This window comes from Thalassoglobus sp., assembly GCF_048270125.1.
In the GTDB taxonomy this organism is placed as follows: domain Bacteria; phylum Planctomycetota; class Planctomycetia; order Planctomycetales; family Planctomycetaceae; genus Thalassoglobus.
Genome location: NZ_JBLWTN010000002.1, coordinates 19,724 through 42,198, shown reverse-complemented (window position 1 = coordinate 42,198; position 22,475 = coordinate 19,724). Strand labels below are relative to the sequence as shown.

Genomic DNA, 22,475 nt, shown 5'->3' with positions numbered 1-22,475 from the left:
TGCTGAACTGATGCCAACTCAAGCTCAACGAATCCTTCCAATTGGAATCGGACTACTGCTCATCGTAGCGACTGGAGTCATCCATGGAATCCAAACAGATCGCTGGGGCGAGTCCACAAAAGTCTTAGAAGCAGCTCGTCGACTCGATCAACTTCCCACAGAGTTTGGAGACTGGTCGGGGACAGCAAGCGAGATCCCGGAGAAGCAGCTAAAGGTCGCTGAAGCTGTTGGCCACTACTCACAGAAATTCACTAACACAAAAGATGGCCGCGAGTTGAGCGTCATGATTTTATGCGGACGACCGGGGCCAATTTCCGTCCACCCTCCGACAGTCTGTTTTGTCGGAGCAGGTTGGGGACTTCAGACAACACCTGCACCAGTTGAGTTCGAGTCTCCAGACGCCGGCTCAATGTGGAAGGGGCGATTTGCACGCGTTGCCGATGGCGTTCCAATTGCAATCGAAACCCACTGGGGATGGAGCGCTGATGGAAAGTGGATGGCCTTAGACCGTCCCCGACTGGAAACTGCTCAATACCCTTATTTATATAAAATGTATGTCACCGTCCCCTTCTCAAACGCATCCGAGGGCGACGTCAAAACAACAACGGATGAGTTTATGGAAAGCTTCCTCCCACTTTTAAACGAGGCATTGTTTCAAAATTCCCCACCTGATTCCTGAAAATCCAGTTACATCCCCCATAATTGATGGTATCCTCTCCAACATTGAAGTTCCCTGAACTTCAGCATCTTTAGAACTCACACCACAAAAGAGTTAACGGGCAAAGGAAAACACATGAAAGTGGTCGACGAGTGTCTGGACCTAGAACAGTCCAAACTTATTCAACATGTGGCACCCCATGTCATGGAAGACGACACAGCAGATCTCGACAAACTCTTCGTCGAGCCATGCCAGAAATGGTACATGACAGTCAAGACTTGTTGCGACTTTATCCTGGCTGCACTTTTCTTGACTCTGCTATTTCCAGTGATTCTTCTAGCGGCACTGCTGGTTAAAATCACGTCTCCGGGACCAGCCTTCTACTTCCAGGAGAGGCTCGGCTTGAATGGCTCTTCCTTCATACTGATCAAGCTTCGAACAATGAAGCAAGATGCAGAATCGAAAACAGGTGCGGTCTGGGCGAAGGCCGAAGATGATCGCATCACCCCTTTTGGCCACTTCTTGCGATGCACACAAATTGATGAATTTCCTCAACTAATTAACGTGCTGCTGGGACAGATGAGCCTTATTGGCCCACGCCCAGAACGTCCAGAACTCGCCAACAAACTTGAACTTGATATTCCAAACTACAAACAACGATTGCATGTCAAGCCAGGCATTACCGGATTAGCACAACTCCGTTTACCTGCCGACACGGATGTTGAAAGCGTCCGAAGAAAATTGATCCCGGATCTTTACTACGTGATTAACATGAGCCCTTGGCTTGATCTCAGGATCCTCGTGTTTACGGCGACTTACTTTTGCACCTCTTTAGCGAAAGTTGCATGGTCTTTCGTAGCACTACCAACCGTTCCAGTTGCCCAGCAAGCGCTGCTCTCAGAAGCCACTCCTGAACAACCAGCAACCGTTTCCAAAGCATCGTGACCTGAACGAAACGACCACTGCAAGTCAGGCTTCTTTAACTCGAGACCTGCGAACGGTCCCTTTCAGCTGAATTGATAACCAGCGACACTGAGCACGCAGGCCAACGAGCTTGAGAAAGCTTCGAGGCAGTTGTCAATCCAGAACTCACAGGACACATACCGTCCGCCTCTCACAACGTGCCTGTTGAGGCATTGATTTCAACGCGACGAGACATCTTACAGTGTCACACTGACAACGCGTTTGAGCATGGGCCAGCTATCACCTCTCTGGCCTTAGTCTCGATCCGCCAACTCATCTCGATTCTTCCCCTAACCCATCGGCTAAATTCGTGAGCCAAAAAGTTGTGAACGCTTTCACAGTTGATGTTGAAGACTATTACCATGTCTCAGCGTTTTCAAAGCACGTTCGCACCAGCGATTGGGAAAACATGGAATCCCGTGTCAGCGGGAACACATATCGAATTCTCGACCTGTTAAATCACTATCAGGTCCGGGCAACATTTTACATTTTGGGCTGGGTCGCTGAACGTCGACCACATCTGGTACGTGACATTCAACGAGCTGGCCATGAAATCGGAAGCCATAGCTACCGCCACGATCTTGTCTATAACATGACACCGGAAGATTTTCATGACGACCTCGTCCTCAGCTGCAAAATCTTGGAAGACATCACTGGCGAGCCAATCAAGACATACCGTGCCCCCAGTTTTTCTATTACTGAACAGTCGCTGTGGGCCTTAGATATTTTAATCGAGGAAGGGATCGAACTCGACTCCAGCATCTATCCAATTCGACACGACATCTACGGAATCCCCGGCTCACCAACTCAGCCACATCAGATTGAACGACCAGCTGGAAGCCTGTGGGAATGTCCCGGTACAGTATGCAATGTTTTGGGACGCAATTTTCCAGTCGGAGGTGGCGGATATTTTCGCATCTTCCCTGCACGTTGGACATTTTCTCAGCTTGAGAAGCTCAACTCTCGCCACGATCGCCCGTTTGTCTTCTACATTCATCCGTGGGAAGTTGACCCTGACCAACCGAGGATCGCCTCTTCCTGGAAATCCAAATTGAGGCACTACACAAACTTAAGCCGAACGGAATCGAGAATGCGAACTCTACTAGAGCGATTTCAATTCGATGCGATTTCATCCATCGTCCCTTCAGGAACACCAATGGAACCCAGCGGCTTCGCAACTTCTGATAAAGTCACAATTTGAGAAACATCCAGAATCCAGCAGAAATTTCTATTCCTCACCGGGATAGCAATGAAAAACTCAGCGTCAGTGATCTTCAGTCATTTTAGTCCACAAACGAATGACAGTGATAACTCCCTTCTCATGAAGAAAGACTCAAAGCCAAACCTGCTGTTCGTCGTACATCGAGTCCCCTTCCCTCCGGATCGAGGAGATCGGATTCGTTCCTACCACGTTTTAAAATTTCTGGCATCTCGCGCAAACGTTTGGCTCGCCTGCCTGGCAGATGAACCACTTCACCCCGATTGCAAGACAGAGCTTCAATCGCACTGCCAAGGCGTACAAATCGAGCACCTGAACACGTCGCGATACATCCATGGTGCGTGGTCTCTCGCTTCCGGGCGGACAGCCACAGAAGGACTTTTTTACTCACATCGGTTGATGTCAGGCATCTCGAAATGGTGCCGTGAAGTCAAGTTTGACGCTGCCATTGGTTTTTGCTCAAGCGTTGCTCCGTACCTCAAAATTCCACAATTACAAAACGTTCCCAAACTCATTGATCTCGTCGATGTCGATAGCGAAAAATTCGCCGATTACTCTACGAATTCAAGCGGAATCAAAAGCGTTCTTTACAACCTCGAAGCGAAACGCTTGCGGTCTTTGGAAATATCCCTCGGTGAACAATGCCAAGGCGTCACTCTGGTCACAGAACCGGAAGCCGATATCTATCGGTCATTCGCGCCGGGTGCTCAGGTTCGCGCAGCGACAAACGGAATCGACTTAGACTTTTTTGACGTCGAAGGTTCTTACGCGGAAAGCAAAGACCCATCGACATGCCTGTTCGTCGGAGCCCTCAACTACCCCCCCAACATTGATGGGATTAAATGGTTCTGCAATCAGGTCTGGCCGACCGTCATCAAAGAACACTCAGCCAGTCAACTGCTGATCGTAGGCAGAAATCCGACTCCAGACGTCCAGGCACTCGGAAAACTTCCGGGCGTGAAAGTTTTTGCCAATGTCCCTGACGTCCGACCTTACTACCATCAAGCGAGCGTTTCTATCGCTCCACTGCATCTTGCACGTGGCTTACAGAACAAAGTTCTGGAAGCACTCGCGATGAAAACGGCAGTCTTGTCGACCCCCCATGCTGTCGAGGGGATCGGACTTGAGACTCACCAAGTGATGATTGCGTCAGATCCTTCAGATTGGAGCCGCGCCTTGATCAACTTTTTCCGCAACCACGAACAACGTAACTCATTTGCGGAAGCCGGTTATCAATTCGTCAGAGACCGCCACTGCTGGTCGAGCTGTCTGGAGCCTGTCGCTGAATTATTAGGCATCTAAACCAGGACAAGCCTGCCCTTCCCGATACTTTTCTCAATCCTACTTGAAGATAACACACCGGACAAACTTGTGACGTCGACTTTGGACACCATTGAACCTGCAAACGTTTCTCCAACAGAAACCGAAGAAGTTCACCTCTACGAAACGATCATTGAAGCTCGCTCGAACTGGCGGTTGCTCGACTGGAAAGAACTCTACAACTATCGAGACTTACTCCGGTTCCTGGTCTGGAGAGAGGTCAAAGTTCGCTACGCACAAAGCGCCATCGGTATTGGATGGGCAATCATCCAGCCGGTCTTCTCAATGATCGTCTTTACGGTCATCTTCGGAAAACTGGCAAAGGTCGGATCAGATGGTTCCCCATACGCACTGTTCAGCTTGAGCGCCCTTGTCCCCTGGACCTACTTTTCAAACTCACTCGTTGATGGGACAAACAGCCTCGTCACAGAGGCAAACATGCTGAAGAAAGTTTACTTTCCCCGCATCCTGATGCCCCTTTCAGCAGTCTTCGCGAAACTGGTTGACTTCTCAATTGCGATGACCCTTCTCCTGGTCTTAATGATCTTCTTCCAAACTCCCCCGACATGGGGAGTTCTGATGATCCCAATTTTAATACTCCTGATGATGTTTACAGCATTCGGGCTCGCATGCTGGCTGACAGCCTTTGCAATTCAATATCGCGACGTCAAACACGCGATGAACTTCGTCGTTCAACTACTGATGTACGCTGCACCGGTTGTCTACCCAGCCAGCCTGATCCCAGCGAAGTACCAAATGTATTACGCGCTCAATCCAATGGTCGCAGTCATCGAAGGCTTCCGCTCCGCACTGCTAGGAACACGCCCCATGCCATGGCAATTCATCGCCATCGGCATCCTCTCCTCAACCTGCATCACCCTCACCGGAATCCTCTACTTCAACCGCAAAGAAAGAATCTTCGCCGACGTCGCGTAAGAAGATTGCCTCTTAATCGCCACCTTACTTTTGCCGCTAGGCACATAACACTTCAGGATTGCTGCCTTGAAAGGACTCATCTTTGTATACGGCTCACTGGCCTTCATTTGCCTGGGAGCAATCGTCCGACCATGGATCGGAGTCGTCGGATACTTCGGATTTGCAATTCTGAATCCGGTCTACCTATGGGGGCACAGCCTGCCACCCAACTCGAACTTCCAGAAATATATCGTCGGAGCAACTTTCATCGGGCTCCTGCTCTCCGGCTTCAAAGGAAACAAAATCCAAGGCGCCCCAGCCTGGGCAATCATCAGCTTAGTCCTCTACCTGGTATGGGCTTGGGTGACAGCTCAGTCCACCATTCACGAGGGTGACACAGTCGCCTATATGACGAACATCTGGAAGATTGTCTTCATGTCCTGCATTGGTGCACTCCTTATAGACGCCCCCAAAAAAGTACTCACACTGATGTGGGTCTTGGTCATTGCCCAAGGCTGGAACGCTTGGGAAATCAACCTCCAATATTTCCAAAATGGTTGGTCATATGCAGCTAGAAGTGGATGGGGAGGCTTTGACAACAACGGCTACTCGATCGCGACTGCACCAGCCATGGGAATTAGCCTTAGCTTGGCATTCTATTCAGTCAAGCTCTGGGCACGATTATTAGCCGGGTTCATTTTCGTGCTTCAAATGCATGAAATCATGCTACTAGAATCCCGAGGAACGATGATTGGTGCACTCGTCCTGGCTGCTGTAGGCGTTCTATATGTCCACAAAAACTCCTGGACTACATCAACAATCATCACAGCAACCGTTCTCGGAATCGCCCTTGCTGGCCCTTCAGTCGTCGATGAATTCAAATCTTCTTTCAAAGAAGGAGAAGAACTCGACTCCTCAGCTGACAGTCGCTTCAAACTCTGGAAAGCAGGCGTTGACATTATGAAAGACTACCCGATCTTAGGGGTCGGTCCAAATGCAAGTCGGCGACTCGTCCCTCAATACTATGAAGGGGGACTTAGGTCAAATAACAAAGCGCTACACAATCTTTTTTTTGACATTTCATGCGGTTCAGGCATCCCGGGATTATTATTGTACGCTGGATACTTTTCGGTGATTTGGCTAGCTGTCAGGAAATATTGGAAGTTCAACAAATCGTCCATGGAGCCATGGGCGAAAGCATCGATCTTCTCTGTTCTCTGCGGACTGCCTGGATACATGGTCGCTTCGATGTTTTCAAGTGCTGCCCTAATTGAAGGCTCGTATATCCTGGTGATCGTGGGCGCTTCTGCTCTGCTCATCAATAAAAACAAAATGCCCATCGACCACCTTGCGACACAGAGACCTCTCCTGCATGCACAAGCACCCAGCTAAGTAAATCGAATGGGACTAACCAACCTTAAGCTTATTTTGAACAAACACACGAAACACCGCCGAATCCTGATCGGAATAGCTTTCGCACTTGCTGTAACGCCGGTGTTGATTTTCCTTTTCAAGGACCATCCAGTTATACGATGGGGAATCGCCCGGTCACTTGACTCTTTCTATTCAAATTTCGATGCCTTCACAGACAAACACCCTGTCAACTTCGGCCCCGTGTCACATCACCGGAAAGACATTTACAGCCCAGATTCGCTCCAGGTTGAAACCAACAACACACTAACTTCAACGCAAATGGGAATCGAGTTTGGACACGAATGGTCGCAAAGCCCAAAGGTGCAAGAGTTCAAAGATTTATTGCCGTTTCAAGTTGACCACACAACGACAGTGTTCGAAATTTCGGAACAAGTCCGACGACTTACGGAACACGGCAGAGAACCGCTTCCAGATGATAACTCATCCCCAATCCAATACCTGAGATTCGCAAAAGCGAATCGAAAACTCTCCTGTCGACACTTCTCCATCATCTACGGCGCAGCTGCCAGAACAGCTGGCTACACCACAAGATTACTGGCTCTTAGCAATAACGGTACTGGTAGAGATCACGCAGTATGTGAAGTTTACGTCCCTGAATTCCACAAGTGGATTTTAATTGATCCAGACTTCAACATTGCATACAAAAAAAATGGAACATGGCTCAACGCCCAAGAACTGAACCACGAATGGCTAAAAATTCGCTCTTTAACCAAAGCAGCGAAGCCAAGACTGAACCGAGAGCAGCTCATCAACAAAGTCAAAGAACTCACCGAAATTGAAGTCGTCGAACTCGGAGAAGCAAGCACCGAACTCCGAAAGACCAACATGTACGGCGGTAGCCTCACTGGTATGAACATTGAGTTTTTTGAGTACGTACTGTACTCCAATCGAAACGACTACCTGTCCGCCGAATACCCTATAGGACACCCAATTCGCACACGCGAATACCTACTACAATCTACCCCAGAACTGCCTATTCCTAAAATTTGCCCAGAGGCGATTTCCGTAGACGACTTCACCCAACTCTACTGGCCTGTTGGGCGAACGCGGATTGACCTCGTCGAGTTCAAAGAAGGCATAAGTCCAACCGCGAAATTGCAATTTTCAACATGGACTCCCAATTTCAATTTCTTTGAATACCGGACCAACTCCCATGAATGGGTTCGCGTAAAAGACCATCAACTCGAATGGAAGCCGTCACCCGGACAAAGCCAGATCGAAGTGAGATCAACAAACACTGCAGGCCTTCCAGGAGAAGCCACCACAATGAAAATCAGAATTAAAGACAACAAGCTTCGGCAGACTCAAAAAAACAAGCCTGTAAAGGTTCTTCAACACTCAAATCGCGTAACAACGCCCACTTCCTCAGAACGCCACCTCCAAGCCAACTAATCTCGATTCAAATGTCTAAACCTGTGATCTCTGTAGAAAATTTTTCCAATGCGTACCGGATTAGCGTCAAGAATGTAATGCCGGAGACCTCCTTGGGCGTGTTGTGCGCGCCGCATGATGAATTTCAACCAATAACGAAACGGCGCGAGGCTACCTTTTTGTTCAATTAACTGAATTGAGCATCAGGCACTAACGCAGCAAAGGAGACCACAGTGAAACTTCCTTATTGGAAATTAAGAACCCTACGGAGGAAATTTTGCGAAAAGCTAGGAATCGAAACATATTCAAAGCCAAATTCCAAACAGATTCACGACTTCCTAATGTCTCGCTTTAAATCCCCCGGTTTCTTTATTGAGGCTGGTGCTCTTGACGGATTTTTCGAGAGCAATACCTACAACCTTGAACGCTTTCACGGATGGAATGGAATCCTCATAGAGCCAATCCCAGATTTCTTTAAACGCATCAAGACCAATCGACCACACACAACTGCGTTTCACTGCGCCCTTGTGTCAGCCAACAATTCCAATGACTCAGTCTTCATTCAGGAAAATCATGCATTCTCTTCAGTTGTGGACGGAACTGAACCCGACGAGAACGACAAACTAAATCCGGCCATCGCAGTTGAACCAAGAACACTGACATCCATTCTCGATGAAATACAGCCAAATCAAATCGACCTATTGAGCTTGGACGTCGAGGGGTACGAAGCGGAAGTTCTTCGTGGGCTCAATTTAAATCGATACCAACCAAGAGTACTTATTATTGAATGCCTGGATAATCTAAAGAAAGAAGAAGTTGAAGACTGCCTGAAGGGCCGGTACAAGCTGGTCAAACAAATTACCTATCGTGATTTTGCCTATGAGCTCACGAGCTCGTAGCCACTAGCGTTAAATTTTTCACCATGTCAGGATTACTTGGAATTCAGAATGATTCGAGTAGGACTCACAGAACGACACGGGATGGCGGACGAGCAGGCGAGTTCCCCGCCTGACGGAGTAGAGTTCTCATTCCCCAAAGCAGTGCCAAAAAAATTCCCAATCGTGCAGAGCACGATCAAGAACTTCTTGATGCGATTCGACTCAAATGACCACGATTTGATCGAAGCAATCCTGAGTCCGATCCAAACGCGAAATCGCTGGATTTACTCTGCGGATTGTTTTCAAGCCACACTCAATTTCAATATTCTCGGAACGCCTTTACCAAAGCCGATCCGCTTGGCATACATGAAGCACCTGTTTGCCCAGGAGAATTTCAAGAAGCTCATCTTTTGGAGCAATGCAGCGAAGAAATCAATGACTGACTATGGGCATGTCCGAGAAAAATGGCTTCTGGAAAAAACATCAGTCGTTTACCCCGCTATCAGAAAAATACCAGACGAACTCATCTACTCTGGAAACTCTAATCAACTAAATTTCCTGTTTAGCGGTGACTTCTTCAGAAAGGGTGGAGCGAATGTCATCGACTCATTTGAAAAAGCGCACAAACAATACCCAGAAATACGTATCAGGATTTGCTGCGATGAAAAGACCGATTTCAACACATCAAATCAAAAGTTAAAAAGAGAATACCTGAAAAAAATCCACAACTGCCCTGCGATAACTCTCGGTCGCGTTTCTCGATCAGAGATGCTCAACGAAGTCCTTCCTTCAACCGACGTCTACCTCTTGCCGACTTACACAGAGGCTTTCGGATTTGCAATCTTAGAAGCGATGGCGTTTGGAATCACTGTGATTGCAACAAATGTGTTCGCAATTCCTGAAATTGTGGAAGAGAATAAAACGGGGTTTCTTATCGACATCTCTCAATATAACACCGATAAAATTTTCCGAGCATATATCGTGAATGAGATTCCTGCGAATTTCCACGAGGATGTTAACGACCAACTTTACAAATACATGATCCGTTCAATCGAGTCGCCGTTGCTTCGCAAGCAAATGGGGCAGGCAGGACTGGAAGTCGCACGTTCGAAATTTTCATTTAAAAATCGTAATTCTAAAATATTAAAGATTTATCAAGACGCTATTGCTTAACGTCCAATCAAGTTCAATTGATTCAGAATTATGATGCAAAGCTACCACCATGCCTAAACCCGTCATCTCAGTTGAAAATCTTTCCAAAGCGTACCGGATTGGCGTTAAAGATGAAATTCCGGACACCCTTGTTGGAGCAATGACTTCAGTCATTCGTTCTCCTTTCAAAAACTTACAGCGACTCCGCCGTCTTGACACGTTCACCGGAGGACCAAACGGTAACGAGTCGGACGACACTCTATGGGCTCTCAAGGATGTCTCTTTTGATGTGCAAGAAGGAGAGGTCGTCGGGATTATTGGTCGCAACGGAGCAGGAAAAAGCACGCTGCTCAAAGTCCTCAGCCGAATTACCGATCCGACCTCCGGACGAGTTGTCATCCGCGGACGTGTCTCCAGCTTACTGGAAGTCGGAACCGGGTTTCATCCGGAACTGACCGGGCGAGACAACATCTACTTGAACGGTACAATCCTCGGGATGACCAAACGAGAAATCGACCGAAAATTTGACGAAATCGTCGACTTCAGCGGAGTCGAGAAATTCCTCGACACTCCCGTAAAACGCTACTCATCCGGCATGCAAGTCCGCTTAGCATTTGCAGTCGCTGCCCACCTGGAACCTGAGATCCTGATTATCGACGAGGTCTTAGCTGTCGGGGATGTTGGCTTTCAAACGAAATGCCTTGGGAAGATGCAGGATGTCGCGAGAGATGGCCGTACAGTCTTGTTCGTAAGTCATAACATGGCCGCTGTCGAATCGCTCTGCATGCGTGCGGTGCTGGTGGCATCCGGAAAAATAGAAGATGACAACGATTCAAAAGGTGTTATAAATTCGTACAACAACAGCTTTCAGCATCAATCTTTCGACTCACACACTGGAGACCACATTGCTGGAGACCCAGGAAGAGGAGATGACTACTTCCTTCGATTTTCGGAAACCCCTCGAATCTTCAAAATCGCGTGCGGCGAACCTCTCGAAGTAAAATTCAACGTAGAGGCCCCCAAACAGTTAAAAGAACTATTTGTAGGAGTAACATTCTCCGCGCCTTCGGGAGAGCCAATCCTAAGCACAAGCAGTAAAGTCCAAAACGTGAAGTCTGAAGTTGGATTCAACAACAACTGGACAGTCTCCATTGATTTCGGATGCCTTCCTCTTAACGCTGCATCCTATCACGCAAAAGTGTACATCTCGGATGGGGTAATGGACGTAGCTCTTTTCTCCGATGCATTCCAACTTGAAATCCTCCCTAGAGATGTTTACGGATGGGGAAATGCACTCCCACCTGTCAAGTCGTGGGGGTACTGTTTCTGGGCGTCAGATTGGTCAATTTCCCCCCAGCCTCGAGGAAAATAATTTCCATTGTGCGACTGACTTCCCCGTGCTTTGAGGAACTTCAGAGCCACAACTGCTCAGATAATAAATCTAATCAAAGCTTACGACTTCAGTTTTTCAAGACCTTCAAAGACATGGAACTTTCCATAAATGCCCTCCACGAACTCACCCTTAACCACACAACCTTCTCACGGACGAGGTGAGCGACTTTTCCCCAGTCGAACAAACCGTCTTCATTGGCACCTAACATGCCTGCGAACGCAGATAGAACAATTTGTAGAAAAACACGTACAGGAAAGCGGAATTGAAAGGATCGTAGACTTTGGTTGCGGGAATATGCCATACCGCAAACTTATTGAACACCACGTGAAAGAATACATTGGGTGCGACTTAAGTGGAAACGAACTTGCAGACCTGACAATGGTCTCTCCAAATCGTATTCCACTCGAAGATTCCTTCGCCGATGCTCTACTTTCTAGAACCAGTCCGAAAACCTCTGGAATAGCCACTTTCCTCAACGTTTGAGAGAGCAATTTCAAGTTTCAGGATCAGTTCTAGCTAGGTCTTGGAGCATGTTTCCTCCCCTCAAGAATATTTGCAAGAGGCTCATCGTGTTCTTTCAGACAAGGGAATATTAGCACTCTCAACGCATGGTGTTTGGAAATACCATCCCGACCCGTGCGATTTCTGGAGATGGACCTGCGATGGTTTACAAAGTGAAATTAAAAAAGCAGGTTTCGAAACAATAAGCTTTTCCGGAATCATGGGACCTGAGGCAACAGCTCTTCAACTCTACCAAGACTCCGTACTAGCACGCATTTCACGCTGGAGGCGAAAGCTATTTATTTTTCACATGCAAAATAGAATTCAAAAAGCTGACTTACGATGCCCTGCTGAAGTTCGCGATAGAGATGCTTGCGTTTACTTCGTCGTCGCCCGGAAAAACAAGAAACCATTGCTTTGAGAATCGGTGCTGTTCAAACCAACCTACAATGCTCTTTCAGAATCCTTCATTGCTCCGAACTCTGCACACTTGCCTGGGAAAATTTCAGTCGTTCACCAACTTGGCGCCCCGTTTGGACTGACCAAGGAAACTTCAGTAACCCTAAAGCTGTTGAGATTCTAAACAGCAAAATTTATCGCCGCCCCATGGTTGTACAAAACCAAAGAGTTCTGTCCTCCATATAAAAAGATAAATTAGACAACCACCTTTCTATGCGAATTTTCATCGTCCAGCCAGCATTGCACGCAGTGTCAGAAACATTCTTAGCTGCTCATGCGACTCACTTGCCTGGCCAAATTTCAGTCTTGCATCATTCTGAAAATTTACTCCCAGTTCACAATGAAAGATACATTCTACCTCAAGGGCTAGGTGCGCGGGCGATACGCAAGATGACTCGAAGCCTGACCGGAAAACCGTGGGAATGGGAGCGGACGAAAGCTTACATTTCCGCCTTCCGCAAATTTCAGCCTGATGTCGTTTTGGCTGAATATGGGCCAACTGGCGTTTGGGTTTCAGACGCTTGCAAGAGACTCAACCTCCCGCTTGTCGTTCACTTTCATGGATGCGATGCAAGCCAGAAGGACATTTTAAGCCAGCATGTTGAAAGCTACAAAGACATGTTCCAACAGGCCGCGGGAGTTGTAGCGGTTTCACATGCAATGAGAGATCGTCTACTAACTCTGGGGGCGGTTGAAAATCGCTTGCATTTGAATCACTACGGTGTAGATGTCAGTAAATTTAATGAAAGCACTGTTCCCACCGAAAACCCAACGTTTCTCGCTGTTGGCCGGTTTGTAGAGAAAAAAGCTCCTTACTTAACAATTTTGGCATTCTCTAATGTCGTCAAAAAAATCCCAAACGCTCAGTTAAAATTCATTGGCGACGGGCCACTACTCGGTGTTTGCCAAGATTTGACGAAAGTTTTTGCGATCGAAAGATCAGTCAACTTTCTTGGGTCTCAACCGCACGATGTCGTGGCTCGTGAAATGAAGAGTTCACTTGCCTTTGTCCAACATTCAATTGAGGCTTCGAACGGCGATTGTGAGGGAACCCCCAACTGCATCCTTGAGGCCGGAGCATGCGGACTTCCCGTAGTGTCCACCTGGCACGCTGGAATCCCAGACGTAGTCATTGACTCAGAGACTGGATTTCTTGTTAAAGAAAAGGATGTCGAGCAGATGTCAGAGCGAATGGTTCAACTCGCATCCGATCCAAGACTTGCTCGCCGCTTTGGGATGGCGGCTAGAAAAAGAGTTTTAGAAAAGTTCTCAATGCAAAATAGCATCCACACATTAGCAAACATCTTATCGGCAGCTAGCAATAAAGAATCCAGACTCAAATAGCTCGCATCCCCCTCTCCTCTCTCAAGCAGATCTTTAATTTTGTGAATATACTACACGTCTCTAATTCTTCTGAAATCGGTGGAGCGGAGCGGAGCCAGCTATTAATTGCACGTGGATTGGCAGTTCAAGGAATTCAATCTTTGATTGCAATCCCCGGCCAAGGTCGCATGACGCGCGTTTGCGAATCGGAGCAAATGAAATATGAAGTTTTCAACTTTGAGCAACCGTCATTCAGTCGTCCGAGTCGATCTCTAGTCCATTTATACAACACAACCAAACTGCTCCGTCGCTCTCAAGCAAACCTTATTCATGTGAATGACATCTTCTCAGTTCGATCAGTCTCCCTGGCTGCCAAGATAGCTAATATTCCGGTCGTGTGTCATATACGCTTCCCTCCTTCACTTGAATCCATCGACTGGGCCTTCAAGCGATTTCCAAAGCCGGCAGCATTTATTTTCAATAGCCAGGCAATAAAAAATGATATCGGCAATACGTTTTCTCAGCTGTGTCCCAGAGCACAACAGTTCATTGTCTACAATGCTGTAGACACGCATGAATTCAAGCCTTTAAGAACAATCAATAAAAGGCATCGTATCGGCGTTCTCGCAAATTTCACTCGAGTTAAGGGACACATAGATTTCCTGAACGCAGCACGCATCATCCTAAATCACGGTGAAAATTGTGAGTTCTGGCTTATTGGCGAAGATATTGACAATACTGGATGTGAGTCTGAAATGAGGCAACTTTGCGAAGACTTAAAAATACAAGAGGAAGTTCACTTCTTAGGATTCCGCAGCGATGTTCCGGAGTTGCTTAACCAACTTGACGTTTTAGTTTGTCCATCGCACATGGAAACTTTCGGAAGGTGCCTGATTGAAGCGATGGCGTGCGAGAAGCCCGTTGTCGCTACTCGAGTCGGGGGAATTCCGGAAGTTGTTAATGAGGGAGTGACCGGTTTTCTAGTTCCTCCACGATCACCGGAAAGCCTAGCCAAAGAGATTATCAAACTCTTACACAACCCAGAGCTTGCGGAGTCCATGGGCAAAGCTGGCAGAGAAAGAGTAGAAAAACTATTTACTCCAAAGGCACATACTGATGCGATTCTGAGTGTCTACGCAAGCGTACTGGGTAATCAGTAACACTAATTCCGGGCAAAAGTAATTCTCTGAATCCATGAAAAAAATCTTACTACTCTCTGAAGTTTTTCCGCCTCAGAATGGGGGGTCGGGGCGGTGGTTTTGGGAGATTTATTCTCGGCTGAATCGGGAGCAGGTCTGTATTGCTGCCGGGGAGCATGAGGGGGCTGAGGAATTTGATCGTCAACATGATTTGAACATCGAGCGATTACCACTGACGCTTTCGACTTGGGGAGTTGCTAGCTGGTCGGGATTTAATGGGTATTGGAGGATCTTCAAACGAGTGCTGAAAATCGTGCGTCGCGAGAAGATCACGATGATTCATGCTGGTCGGTGTTTGCCGGAAGCGGTTGTGGCAATGGCTGTCAAAAAACTCAAGGGGACGCCATACGTCTTTTATGTTCATGGCGAAGACGTCAATACTGCCTGGTCGAGTCGCGAGTTAACGTTTCTTGTTCGCCGCGCTTTAAACAGTGCTACCTACTGCATTGCGAACAGCCAAAATACTGCACGGCTTCTCAAAGAAGATTGGGGATTGCCTGCAGAGAAGATTAAGGTGCTCCACCCCGGAGTCGACACTCAGCGTTTCATGCCGGAGGAGCGATCTCTGAGCATTCGGGAACCTCTTGGATGGGGAGACCGGACAGTGATTTTAACGGTCGGTCGGCTACAAAAACGGAAGGGGCAAGACATGCTCATCCGCGCATTGCCTGCGATTCGTGAACAGTTTCCGGACGTACTCTATTCGATTGTTGGTGATGGAGCGCAGCGTGAATCTCTCGAACAACTTGCCGAAGAACTGGGCGTCAAAAAGTCGCTTCAATTTCAGGGTGAGACGACCGACGAGGAACTTGCAGCCTGTTACCGACAATGCGACCTCTTCGCGTTGCCGAATCGAGAAATCGACGGTGACATCGAGGGCTTTGGAATGGTCTTGCTTGAAGCTCAAGCCAGTGGCCGTCCTGTGCTTGCAGGCGATTCAGGTGGAACGGCAGAGACGATGGATATCAACAAGACCGGCGTTATTGCAGACTGCACTTCTCCGGAACCATTGGCTAAAGCCATTCTCGAATTACTGAATGATGAGACTCGGCGGGATCAAATGGGACGCGAGGCAAGAGACTGGGTTGTCAGCCAGTTCGACTGGTCAGCGCTGGCTCGGCAAGCGGGGGAGTTGTTTGGGGTTGAGGTTGTTGCGGGGTTGGAGGGCTGTTCTGTGGCGGAGGTGTCGGAAGTGGCGTCGGAAGCGAACTGAATCTCATCGATACACAATTCTCACCAATGGCCTCCTTCGTGAACGATCAGTCTTTTGAGGAAGAAGAGATTCAAATTCCAGTGAATGTTGATTTCGGCGAGGGTCCCGAGGTACGAACTCAGCCGGTCTGTTTTGGTGTCCCTTTACCGCAAGGTACGCGGCTCTCGGCAGGACGTTTGCGTGACGGAAATGGTGGCTGCGCCTCTGTTCAACTGGAGCCGCTGAGCCGCTGGCCTGACAAATCTGTGCAGTGGATGTTAGTGGATGCGATTTTACCGGTTGGTTATTCGCCGGGGCCTTCGACTTTAGAACTGGGTGATGCTGAGACGCACTTCTCAAACGAGCCAACGCCTTCACCGAAGCAGGCGATATTGGTTCATGAGAGCGAGAATCAGATTGCCATCGAAACCGGGACTGCCCTGTTTCAGATTGACCGAAAAACTTTGCGACCGCTCGAACAGGTCTCTCTCAATGGCATTGAGATACTTGGGGCTTCAGGAATGCGACTCGTCGTTACTGATTCTTCGGGGGAGAAATTTGAAGCGGAGTGCGATGGCTGGAGAGTGGAAACAGCGGGGTCAATACGAGCCACGATTACCGGCAGCGCAAGCTTTCCTCAACTGAAAAGTTTGCGTGCGACAATCAGACTGAATTTCTATGCAGGCAGCGGACTGCTCCTTCTGGATGTCGCAGTTCACAACCCAAATCGGGCTCAACATCCCGGTGGTTTATGGGACCTGGGAGACAGCGGTTCGTTGTTGTTTCAAGATTTGTCAATCGAAGTCGAATTTGCCAAGGGAGCCAGTAAGAATGAGGTTCGTTGCAAAGTCGAGCCAGGTTTCCCTGCATCAGCAATACAGGATCAGAGCTGGAATCTTTACCAAGATTCAAGCGGAGGAGAAAACTGGAACTGCGTCAATCACGTCAATCGTGAAGCGAAGGTCACGACCAATTTCCAAGGCTACCGCAGCAAGTCAGGGACTGAAACTACGACGGGACTACGAGCAGAGCCTGTTTTTGACCTCTCGACGTCACAAGGTCGAACCGCGTTCGGGACTCCAAACTTTTGGCAGCAATTCCCCAAAGCGATCTCGGTGACTCAGGACAAAGTTCGAATCGGATTGTTTCCGCATGAATATGGTGACCTCCATGAACTTCAGGGAGGGGAACGTAAAACTCACACTGTCTGGGTCGATTTCAAAACTGGTGAATCAAACTTGGATGAGCTGGACTGGATTCACCACCCCGCAAAGGTTCAACCGACGGCGAAGTGGTGCGACTCAACTGGGTGCATTCCGCAGCTTGAAATCGACGAATGCCAGCGACTTAGCGACTTCGATTCATTACTCTCCGAAGCAGTAGGAAGCGACAAGGGAATTCTTGCTCAGCGGGAGAGGGTTGACGAATATGGTTGGCGAAACTTTGGAGAGATTTTCGCTGATCATGAGGAGGCCTACTATGAGGGCTCGCAACCGCTGATTTCGCACTACAACAATCAGTACGACATGATCCACGGGTTCCTGTTGCAATCATTGCGTACAGGAAAGAGCTCTTGGTTCAAGCTTGGCGACGATCTCGCGAAGCATGTGGTTGACATTGATCTCTACCACACGACGCAGGATAAAGCGGCGTACAACGGTGGTCTTTTTTGGCTCACTGACCATTATGTTCACGCGCACACCGCGACGCATCGGACCTACTCGAAGCACAATTGTCCTGCAAATGGAATGTATGGAGGCGGTCCCGGAGCGGAACACAATTTCACCAGTGGCTTGCTGCTACATTATTTTCTCACTGGCAATTCCAATTCAAAAGCGGCGGTTCAGCAACTCGCAAACTGGGTTGTTGCGATGGACGACGGGTGCAGAACAGTCTTCGGAATTGTCGACGATTCGTTTACTGGACTGGCGACTGGGGGCGATACCTACCATGGACCAAACCGCGGAGGAGGGTTTTCGATCAACTCCCTTCTCGACGCCTGGGTGCTGACTCATCAGGACGAGTACCTTCTAACAGCCGAGCGGTTGATACGCCGTTGTATTCATCCTCATGATGACATCAACAAAAACGACTTACTGAATGTCGAGGCACGCTGGTCCTACACCGTGTTCTTGTCATCCGTTCTGAAGTATCTGAACCTGAAAGCGCGTGCTGGTGACCTGGATCGCATGTATGCCTATGCTCAAGCTTCGGTGATTCACTATGCGAAGTGGATGCTCGAGAATGAACTTCCTTACTTCGACCAGATCGAGAAGCTGGAGTACCCGACAGAGGCTTGGGCCGTCCAAGAGTTTCGGAAAGCGAATGTGCTGAGGCTCGCTGCCGCACATACCGAAGGCGACTTACGACACTCTCTGCTTCAGCGAGGCAAGGAGTTTTCAGATCGTGCGTGGCAGGACTTGCTCCGGTTTGAAACTCGAACCAATGCCCGCTCTCTGGCTGTCATGATGATCGAGGGGATGACCGATTGTCGGCTGCGCGAGAATGCTGTTCCTCCAGCTCCTCAAGCTGATGCCTCTCTATACGGAGATTTCGGAACACCAGAACAATTTGTCTCACAAAAACAGAGAGTGAAAAGTCAATTACGTCAACCGGTTGGGATCGCCAAAGCTGTGGCCTCGACATTGAATCCGTTACGCTGGCAACGATATTGGCGTATTAAAAACAAAGCCACATGAAAGAGACGGTAAAAAATCTGGCAAATTTCGTGGCGAGCCTTTTGGCCTTACCATTTGTGGGGTGCTACCAACTGAGCAAAGCACTGATCGGAGAGACGCAGGCCTTCCCCGGTTACTCTCAAGCAGTGAGTGTTTTGCCCGGATTTTGTGGTATTTACTTCCGCAGATCGTTCTACCGATTCGTGTTGCCGTATGTCGGTAGAGATGTCTGCATTTGCTTCGGAACTGTTTTTTCGCACCCGGGGGTGTCGGTCGGAAATACAGCTTATCTCGGCGTCGGGTGCATGATTGGAGATGCCGAGATTGGTGACGATGTCTTGATCGGCTCGCATGTTTCTATCATCAACGGAAACCGGCAACACGGAATCGACAGGCTGGATCTTCCAGTTCGGGAACAAGCTGGCGTTTACCCGCGAATCACGATTGGTCAGGACAGCTGGATTGGAGACCGGGCAATTGTGATGTCAAACGTTGGCAGACATTGCGTCATTGGTGCGGGATCGGTCGTCACAAAACCTGTCAACGATTTTGAAATCGTTGTCGGAAACCCAGCTAAAGTCATCGGTCGCAGAGACGAACTTCAACCAGCAAAAGATTCTGCTTGAGCCTTGTCAGTTTACAATTTCAACCAACATTAAGAATCACTAACAATACCACTGAAATCGAGATCAACCACCAGGATCTCCAGATCTGAGACAAGGTTTGTTAGAGCTATAAAGTTCTCTTTTATGTGCGGGATTGCGGGTGTTCTCTTTACTGACGGTGCTCAGCCTGTTGAAGAAAAACGGCTGCGCGAGATGGCGGATTCCATCGCACATCGTGGGCCGGATGCGGAAGGGATTTGGAGAGCACCGGGAATCGGCTTGGCTCATCGTCGACTCTCGATTATCGATCTGTCCGATGGGAATCAACCGATTGCCAACGAAGACGGATCAGTTCAAGTCGTCTTCAATGGTGAAATCTACAACTACCAGGATTTGCAATCCGAACTCATCTCAAAAGGGCATCGCTTCCGAACCAACAGCGACACTGAAGTTCTTGTCCACCTGTACGAGGAAATGGGAGCTGAGTTCGTAAAGCGGTTGCGAGGCATGTTTGCAATTGCTCTATGGGATGTGAAGCGCCAACGACTCGTACTCGCACGCGATCGCGTAGGCCAGAAACCACTTTATTATTTCCAAGATGAGAAACGCGTTCTCTTCGGTTCTGAAATCAAGGCAATATTGAGTTGGAGAGACATTCCAAGAGAAATCAACCTGGAGGCCTTGGAGAGCTACTTGACCTTCGGAGTCGTTCCTGGGGAACTCTCCATTTTCCGGAACATTCACAAGCTGCCTGCAGCGACAACGCTCGTAATCGATCGAAACAACTGGAAGGCCACTCCTCATAAATACTGGCAGTTGAACTTCGAACCGGATGAATCAAAGAGTCTGGACCAGTGGATTGAAGAGCTCTCAAATAAATTTGATGAAACGACCGATGCGCATCGCATTGCAGACGTCCCAGTCGGGGCGTTTCTCAGCGGGGGAGTCGATTCAAGTGCTGTCGTTGGTTCACTCATGCAAACTGGGGCCGAAACGATCAAAACGTTTTCGATCGGCTTTGAGGAAGAAGCCTTCAGCGAACTCCCTTACGCCAAAATCATCGCAGAGAAATTTCAAACCGAACACATCGAAGAGACCGTCACTTCCGATGCCGTTGCCGGACTTGCAGATCTCGTCCACTACTACGATGAACCCTTTGCTGATTCATCCGCGATCCCGACGATGGCGGTCTGCAAGGTTGCTCGCGAACACGTCAAGGTCGTGCTTTCGGGAGATGGAGGGGACGAAGCATTCGGCGGGTATTCTCGATACGCACATGACCTCAAAGAAGCCAAACTGCGAGCCCTGCTCCCGGAGTGGTTTCGAAAATCAATTCTGCATCAAGCTGCAAATTTTTGGCCAAAGGCCGATTGGTTACCCCGTCCGATGCGGCTGAAGACAGCGCTTACAAATTTGTCCCTCAAAGACGACGCTGCATACGCGAACACGATTTCAATCTGCCGCCCCGACATGCGGCGCCAACTTTTTCGCCAAGATATCATTGAACAACTCAACGGGTACCACCCAGAAGACCGCATCATCCGTGGCTTCCAGCACGGAAACACGACACCACTCAATGGCATGCTCTCCGCCGACACCTCAATGCTACTCCCTGACGACTTTTTAACGAAAGTTGACCGAGCCAGCATGGCAGTCGGTCTCGAAGTACGTCCACCGATGGTTGACCACGAATTCCTCGAACTTGCAGCCAAGGTCCCTTCGTCACTTAAAGTGAAAGATGGCGAAACAAAATGGATTTTCAAAAAAGCTTGTGAGAAACGTCTTCCATTAGACATTATCTGGCGACGGAAACAGGGCTTTGAAATCCCCGCCGATGACTGGTTGCGAGGCCCCCTCCGAGAGATCTTCGAAACCCAAGTCCTCTCGCCGAACAGTCAACTTGCGAATTTCATTGAGATTAAAACCGCAAAAAAACTCTACAACGCTCACCTTAACAAAACCGGCCGCTACGGCAGCATCCTCTGGTCCTTACTGGTCCTTGGCTGCTGGATGAACCACTGGTGTCCGGAGTGAAGCCATGCGGATCGGCACCATGACTTTTCGGTTTGAAAAACATGTCACCTAAAATCACAATTGTTCAACTGCTGCATAGCATGACTGTCGGCGGCGCCGAGGTTCTTGCTGCGGGGTTGGCTCGGAGATTGGGGGACCGGTATCGGTTTGTGTTTGTCTGCCTGGATTCTGTTGGAGAGCTAGGAGAACAACTCCGCGATGAAGGTTTTCCTCTCGTCGTTCTCCATCGTGGAACAGGAATTGACTGGACCTGTTCGCGAGCATTGAAAGAAGAACTAAAATCGCAAGAGGCAACAATTGTTCACGCCCATCAGTACACTCCATTTTTCTATGCACTGACCACCGGAATTCTCGGACGTCGTCCTCCTATTCTCTTTACCGAACATGGTCGCTTTTTCCCCGATCTTCCTAATCGAAAGCATGCCATCTTCAACCGACTCTTAATGCGGAAAAATGACCGCATTGTTGGCGTTGGCGAGGCAGTTCGCAAAGCTCTTGTGGACAACGAAGGAATCCCTGAAAATCGAACTCAGGTGATCTACAACGGAATTGACCTCACGAAATTTGAGTCAACAGACGCTTCAGCACGCAGTACGATTCGCAACGAACTTGCCATCGGCGAAAATGATTTTGTCGTCTCACTTGTTGGTCGCCTGAACGATTTAAAAGACCACTCGACAGCGATCCGGACCGCCAGACGCGTCGCTGAACAACTCCCAAATTTCCGAATGCTTTTCGTTGGCGAAGGAGAAGAGCGTACGAAAATTGAATCAGAAATTCGTGATGCGCAACTTGAAAAGACAATCACACTGCTTGGGACACGCCACGATATTCCGGAAATTCTGCAAGCCTCCGATGTCTGCTTCTTGTCGAGCCTGAGTGAAGGAATCCCGTTGACGCTGATTGAAGGGATGGCTGCCGGACTGCCGGTTGTGGCGACAGACGTCGGCGGAAATTCTGAAGTCGTCATTCAAAACGAAACAGGTTATCTCGCCCCATCTGGAGATGACGAAACTCTTGCGGGTTACTTAATCACGCTTGGAAACGACCCGGCACTGCGGCGTCAACTCGGAGCAACTGGCCGTCAGCGGGCACATCAACACTTTTCAGAAATCGAAAACCACCGAAGATATCAGGAACTTTACGATGCGATGTCGGGCATCGCGTCCACGTAAGCTGCC

The 22,475-nt window shown here is 48.7% G+C and carries 17 protein-coding genes; all 17 read left to right on the top strand.

The genetic code is table 11. From position 1 onward, the window contains the following. Positions 1-10: 10 nt before the first annotated feature. The 17 genes from ACN0YR_RS02480 to pelF all read left to right on the top strand — a co-directional run bounded on the left by ACN0YR_RS02480 (position 11) and on the right by pelF (position 22,469). Positions 11-679, top strand: coding sequence for an exosortase-associated EpsI family protein (locus tag ACN0YR_RS02480; RefSeq protein ID WP_417847626.1), 669 nt, complete (start codon positions 11-13; stop codon positions 677-679). A 114-nt stretch (positions 680-793) separates the two neighbouring features. Next, complete coding sequence (locus ACN0YR_RS02475; RefSeq protein WP_417847625.1) at positions 794-1,603, top strand: sugar transferase; 810 nt, start codon at positions 794-796, stop codon at positions 1,601-1,603. Between the two features lie 328 nt (positions 1,604-1,931). Further along, positions 1,932-2,822 (top strand): XrtA system polysaccharide deacetylase, encoded by an 891-nt coding sequence (locus ACN0YR_RS02470; protein ID WP_417847624.1) that lies wholly within the window; start codon positions 1,932-1,934, stop codon positions 2,820-2,822. Between the two features lie 120 nt (positions 2,823-2,942). Beyond that, positions 2,943-4,142: a TIGR03087 family PEP-CTERM/XrtA system glycosyltransferase gene (locus ACN0YR_RS02465; RefSeq protein WP_417847623.1), complete on the top strand. Its 1,200-nt coding sequence runs from the start codon at positions 2,943-2,945 to the stop codon at positions 4,140-4,142. Positions 4,143-4,211: 69 nt separating this feature from the next. Then, entirely contained in the window at positions 4,212-5,096 is an 885-nt protein-coding gene (locus ACN0YR_RS02460) for an ABC transporter permease (RefSeq protein WP_417847622.1), read from the top strand. 66 nt (positions 5,097-5,162) lie between these two features. Beyond that, positions 5,163-6,467: an O-antigen ligase family protein gene (locus ACN0YR_RS02455; RefSeq protein WP_417847621.1), complete on the top strand. Its 1,305-nt coding sequence runs from the start codon at positions 5,163-5,165 to the stop codon at positions 6,465-6,467. A gap of 9 nt (positions 6,468-6,476) precedes the next feature. Beyond that, positions 6,477-7,901: a hypothetical protein gene (locus tag ACN0YR_RS02450; protein WP_417847620.1), complete on the top strand. Its 1,425-nt coding sequence runs from the start codon at positions 6,477-6,479 to the stop codon at positions 7,899-7,901. A gap of 320 nt (positions 7,902-8,221) precedes the next feature. Next, positions 8,222-8,779, top strand: coding sequence for an FkbM family methyltransferase (locus ACN0YR_RS02445; protein WP_417847619.1), 558 nt, complete (start codon positions 8,222-8,224; stop codon positions 8,777-8,779). Between the two features lie 48 nt (positions 8,780-8,827). Further along, a complete protein-coding gene (locus ACN0YR_RS02440) occupies positions 8,828-9,931 on the top strand; it encodes a glycosyltransferase family 4 protein (RefSeq protein WP_417847618.1) in 1,104 nt (367 codons plus the stop codon). A 49-nt stretch (positions 9,932-9,980) separates the two neighbouring features. Then, a complete protein-coding gene (locus tag ACN0YR_RS02435; RefSeq protein WP_417847617.1) occupies positions 9,981-11,282 on the top strand; it encodes a polysaccharide ABC transporter ATP-binding protein in 1,302 nt (433 codons plus the stop codon). A gap of 1,194 nt (positions 11,283-12,476) precedes the next feature. Then, a complete protein-coding gene (locus ACN0YR_RS02430) occupies positions 12,477-13,607 on the top strand; it encodes a glycosyltransferase (protein WP_417847616.1) in 1,131 nt (376 codons plus the stop codon). 41 nt (positions 13,608-13,648) lie between these two features. Continuing rightward, positions 13,649-14,746 carry a glycosyltransferase family 4 protein gene (locus ACN0YR_RS02425; RefSeq protein WP_417847615.1) on the top strand — a complete coding sequence of 366 codons (1,098 nt, stop codon included), beginning with the start codon at positions 13,649-13,651 and terminating at the stop codon, positions 14,744-14,746. A gap of 34 nt (positions 14,747-14,780) precedes the next feature. Next, positions 14,781-15,998: a glycosyltransferase family 4 protein gene (locus ACN0YR_RS02420; RefSeq protein WP_417847614.1), complete on the top strand. Its 1,218-nt coding sequence runs from the start codon at positions 14,781-14,783 to the stop codon at positions 15,996-15,998. Positions 15,999-16,036: 38 nt separating this feature from the next. Beyond that, positions 16,037-18,676: a hypothetical protein gene (locus ACN0YR_RS02415; RefSeq protein ID WP_417847613.1), complete on the top strand. Its 2,640-nt coding sequence runs from the start codon at positions 16,037-16,039 to the stop codon at positions 18,674-18,676. Next, the gene (locus ACN0YR_RS02410; protein WP_417847612.1) at positions 18,673-19,281 is read left to right on the top strand and encodes an acyltransferase; all 609 of its coding nucleotides are present in this window, start codon (positions 18,673-18,675) and stop codon (positions 19,279-19,281) included. Before ACN0YR_RS02415 ends, ACN0YR_RS02410 begins: the two co-directional genes overlap by 4 nt. Positions 19,282-19,404: 123 nt before the next feature. Beyond that, positions 19,405-21,294 (top strand): asparagine synthase (glutamine-hydrolyzing), encoded by a 1,890-nt coding sequence (asnB, locus tag ACN0YR_RS02405; protein ID WP_417847611.1) that lies wholly within the window; start codon positions 19,405-19,407, stop codon positions 21,292-21,294. Positions 21,295-21,335: 41 nt separating this feature from the next. Next, positions 21,336-22,469: a GT4 family glycosyltransferase PelF gene (pelF, locus tag ACN0YR_RS02400; RefSeq protein WP_417847610.1), complete on the top strand. Its 1,134-nt coding sequence runs from the start codon at positions 21,336-21,338 to the stop codon at positions 22,467-22,469. The last annotated feature ends 6 nt before the right edge of the window (positions 22,470-22,475 follow it).

Bases quoted from the DNA above. Each gene is read 5' to 3' on its own strand.
- ACN0YR_RS02480 (WP_417847626.1), top strand. From the start codon at position 11: ATGCCAACTCAAGCTCAACGAATCCTTCCAATTGGAATCGGACTACTG.
- ACN0YR_RS02435 (WP_417847617.1), top strand. From the start codon at position 9,981: ATGCCTAAACCCGTCATCTCAGTTGAAAATCTTTCCAAAGCGTACCGG.
- ACN0YR_RS02445 (WP_417847619.1), top strand. From the start codon at position 8,222: ATGTCTCGCTTTAAATCCCCCGGTTTCTTTATTGAGGCTGGTGCTCTT.
- asnB (WP_417847611.1), top strand. From the start codon at position 19,405: ATGTGCGGGATTGCGGGTGTTCTCTTTACTGACGGTGCTCAGCCTGTT.
- pelF (WP_417847610.1), top strand. From the start codon at position 21,336: ATGTCACCTAAAATCACAATTGTTCAACTGCTGCATAGCATGACTGTC.
- ACN0YR_RS02450 (WP_417847620.1), top strand. From the start codon at position 6,477: ATGGGACTAACCAACCTTAAGCTTATTTTGAACAAACACACGAAACAC.
- ACN0YR_RS02420 (WP_417847614.1), top strand. From the start codon at position 14,781: ATGAAAAAAATCTTACTACTCTCTGAAGTTTTTCCGCCTCAGAATGGG.
- ACN0YR_RS02430 (WP_417847616.1), top strand. From the start codon at position 12,477: ATGCGAATTTTCATCGTCCAGCCAGCATTGCACGCAGTGTCAGAAACA.
- ACN0YR_RS02440 (WP_417847618.1), top strand. From the start codon at position 8,828: ATGATTCGAGTAGGACTCACAGAACGACACGGGATGGCGGACGAGCAG.
- ACN0YR_RS02410 (WP_417847612.1), top strand. From the start codon at position 18,673: ATGAAAGAGACGGTAAAAAATCTGGCAAATTTCGTGGCGAGCCTTTTG.
- ACN0YR_RS02465 (WP_417847623.1), top strand. From the start codon at position 2,943: ATGAAGAAAGACTCAAAGCCAAACCTGCTGTTCGTCGTACATCGAGTC.
- ACN0YR_RS02475 (WP_417847625.1), top strand. From the start codon at position 794: ATGAAAGTGGTCGACGAGTGTCTGGACCTAGAACAGTCCAAACTTATT.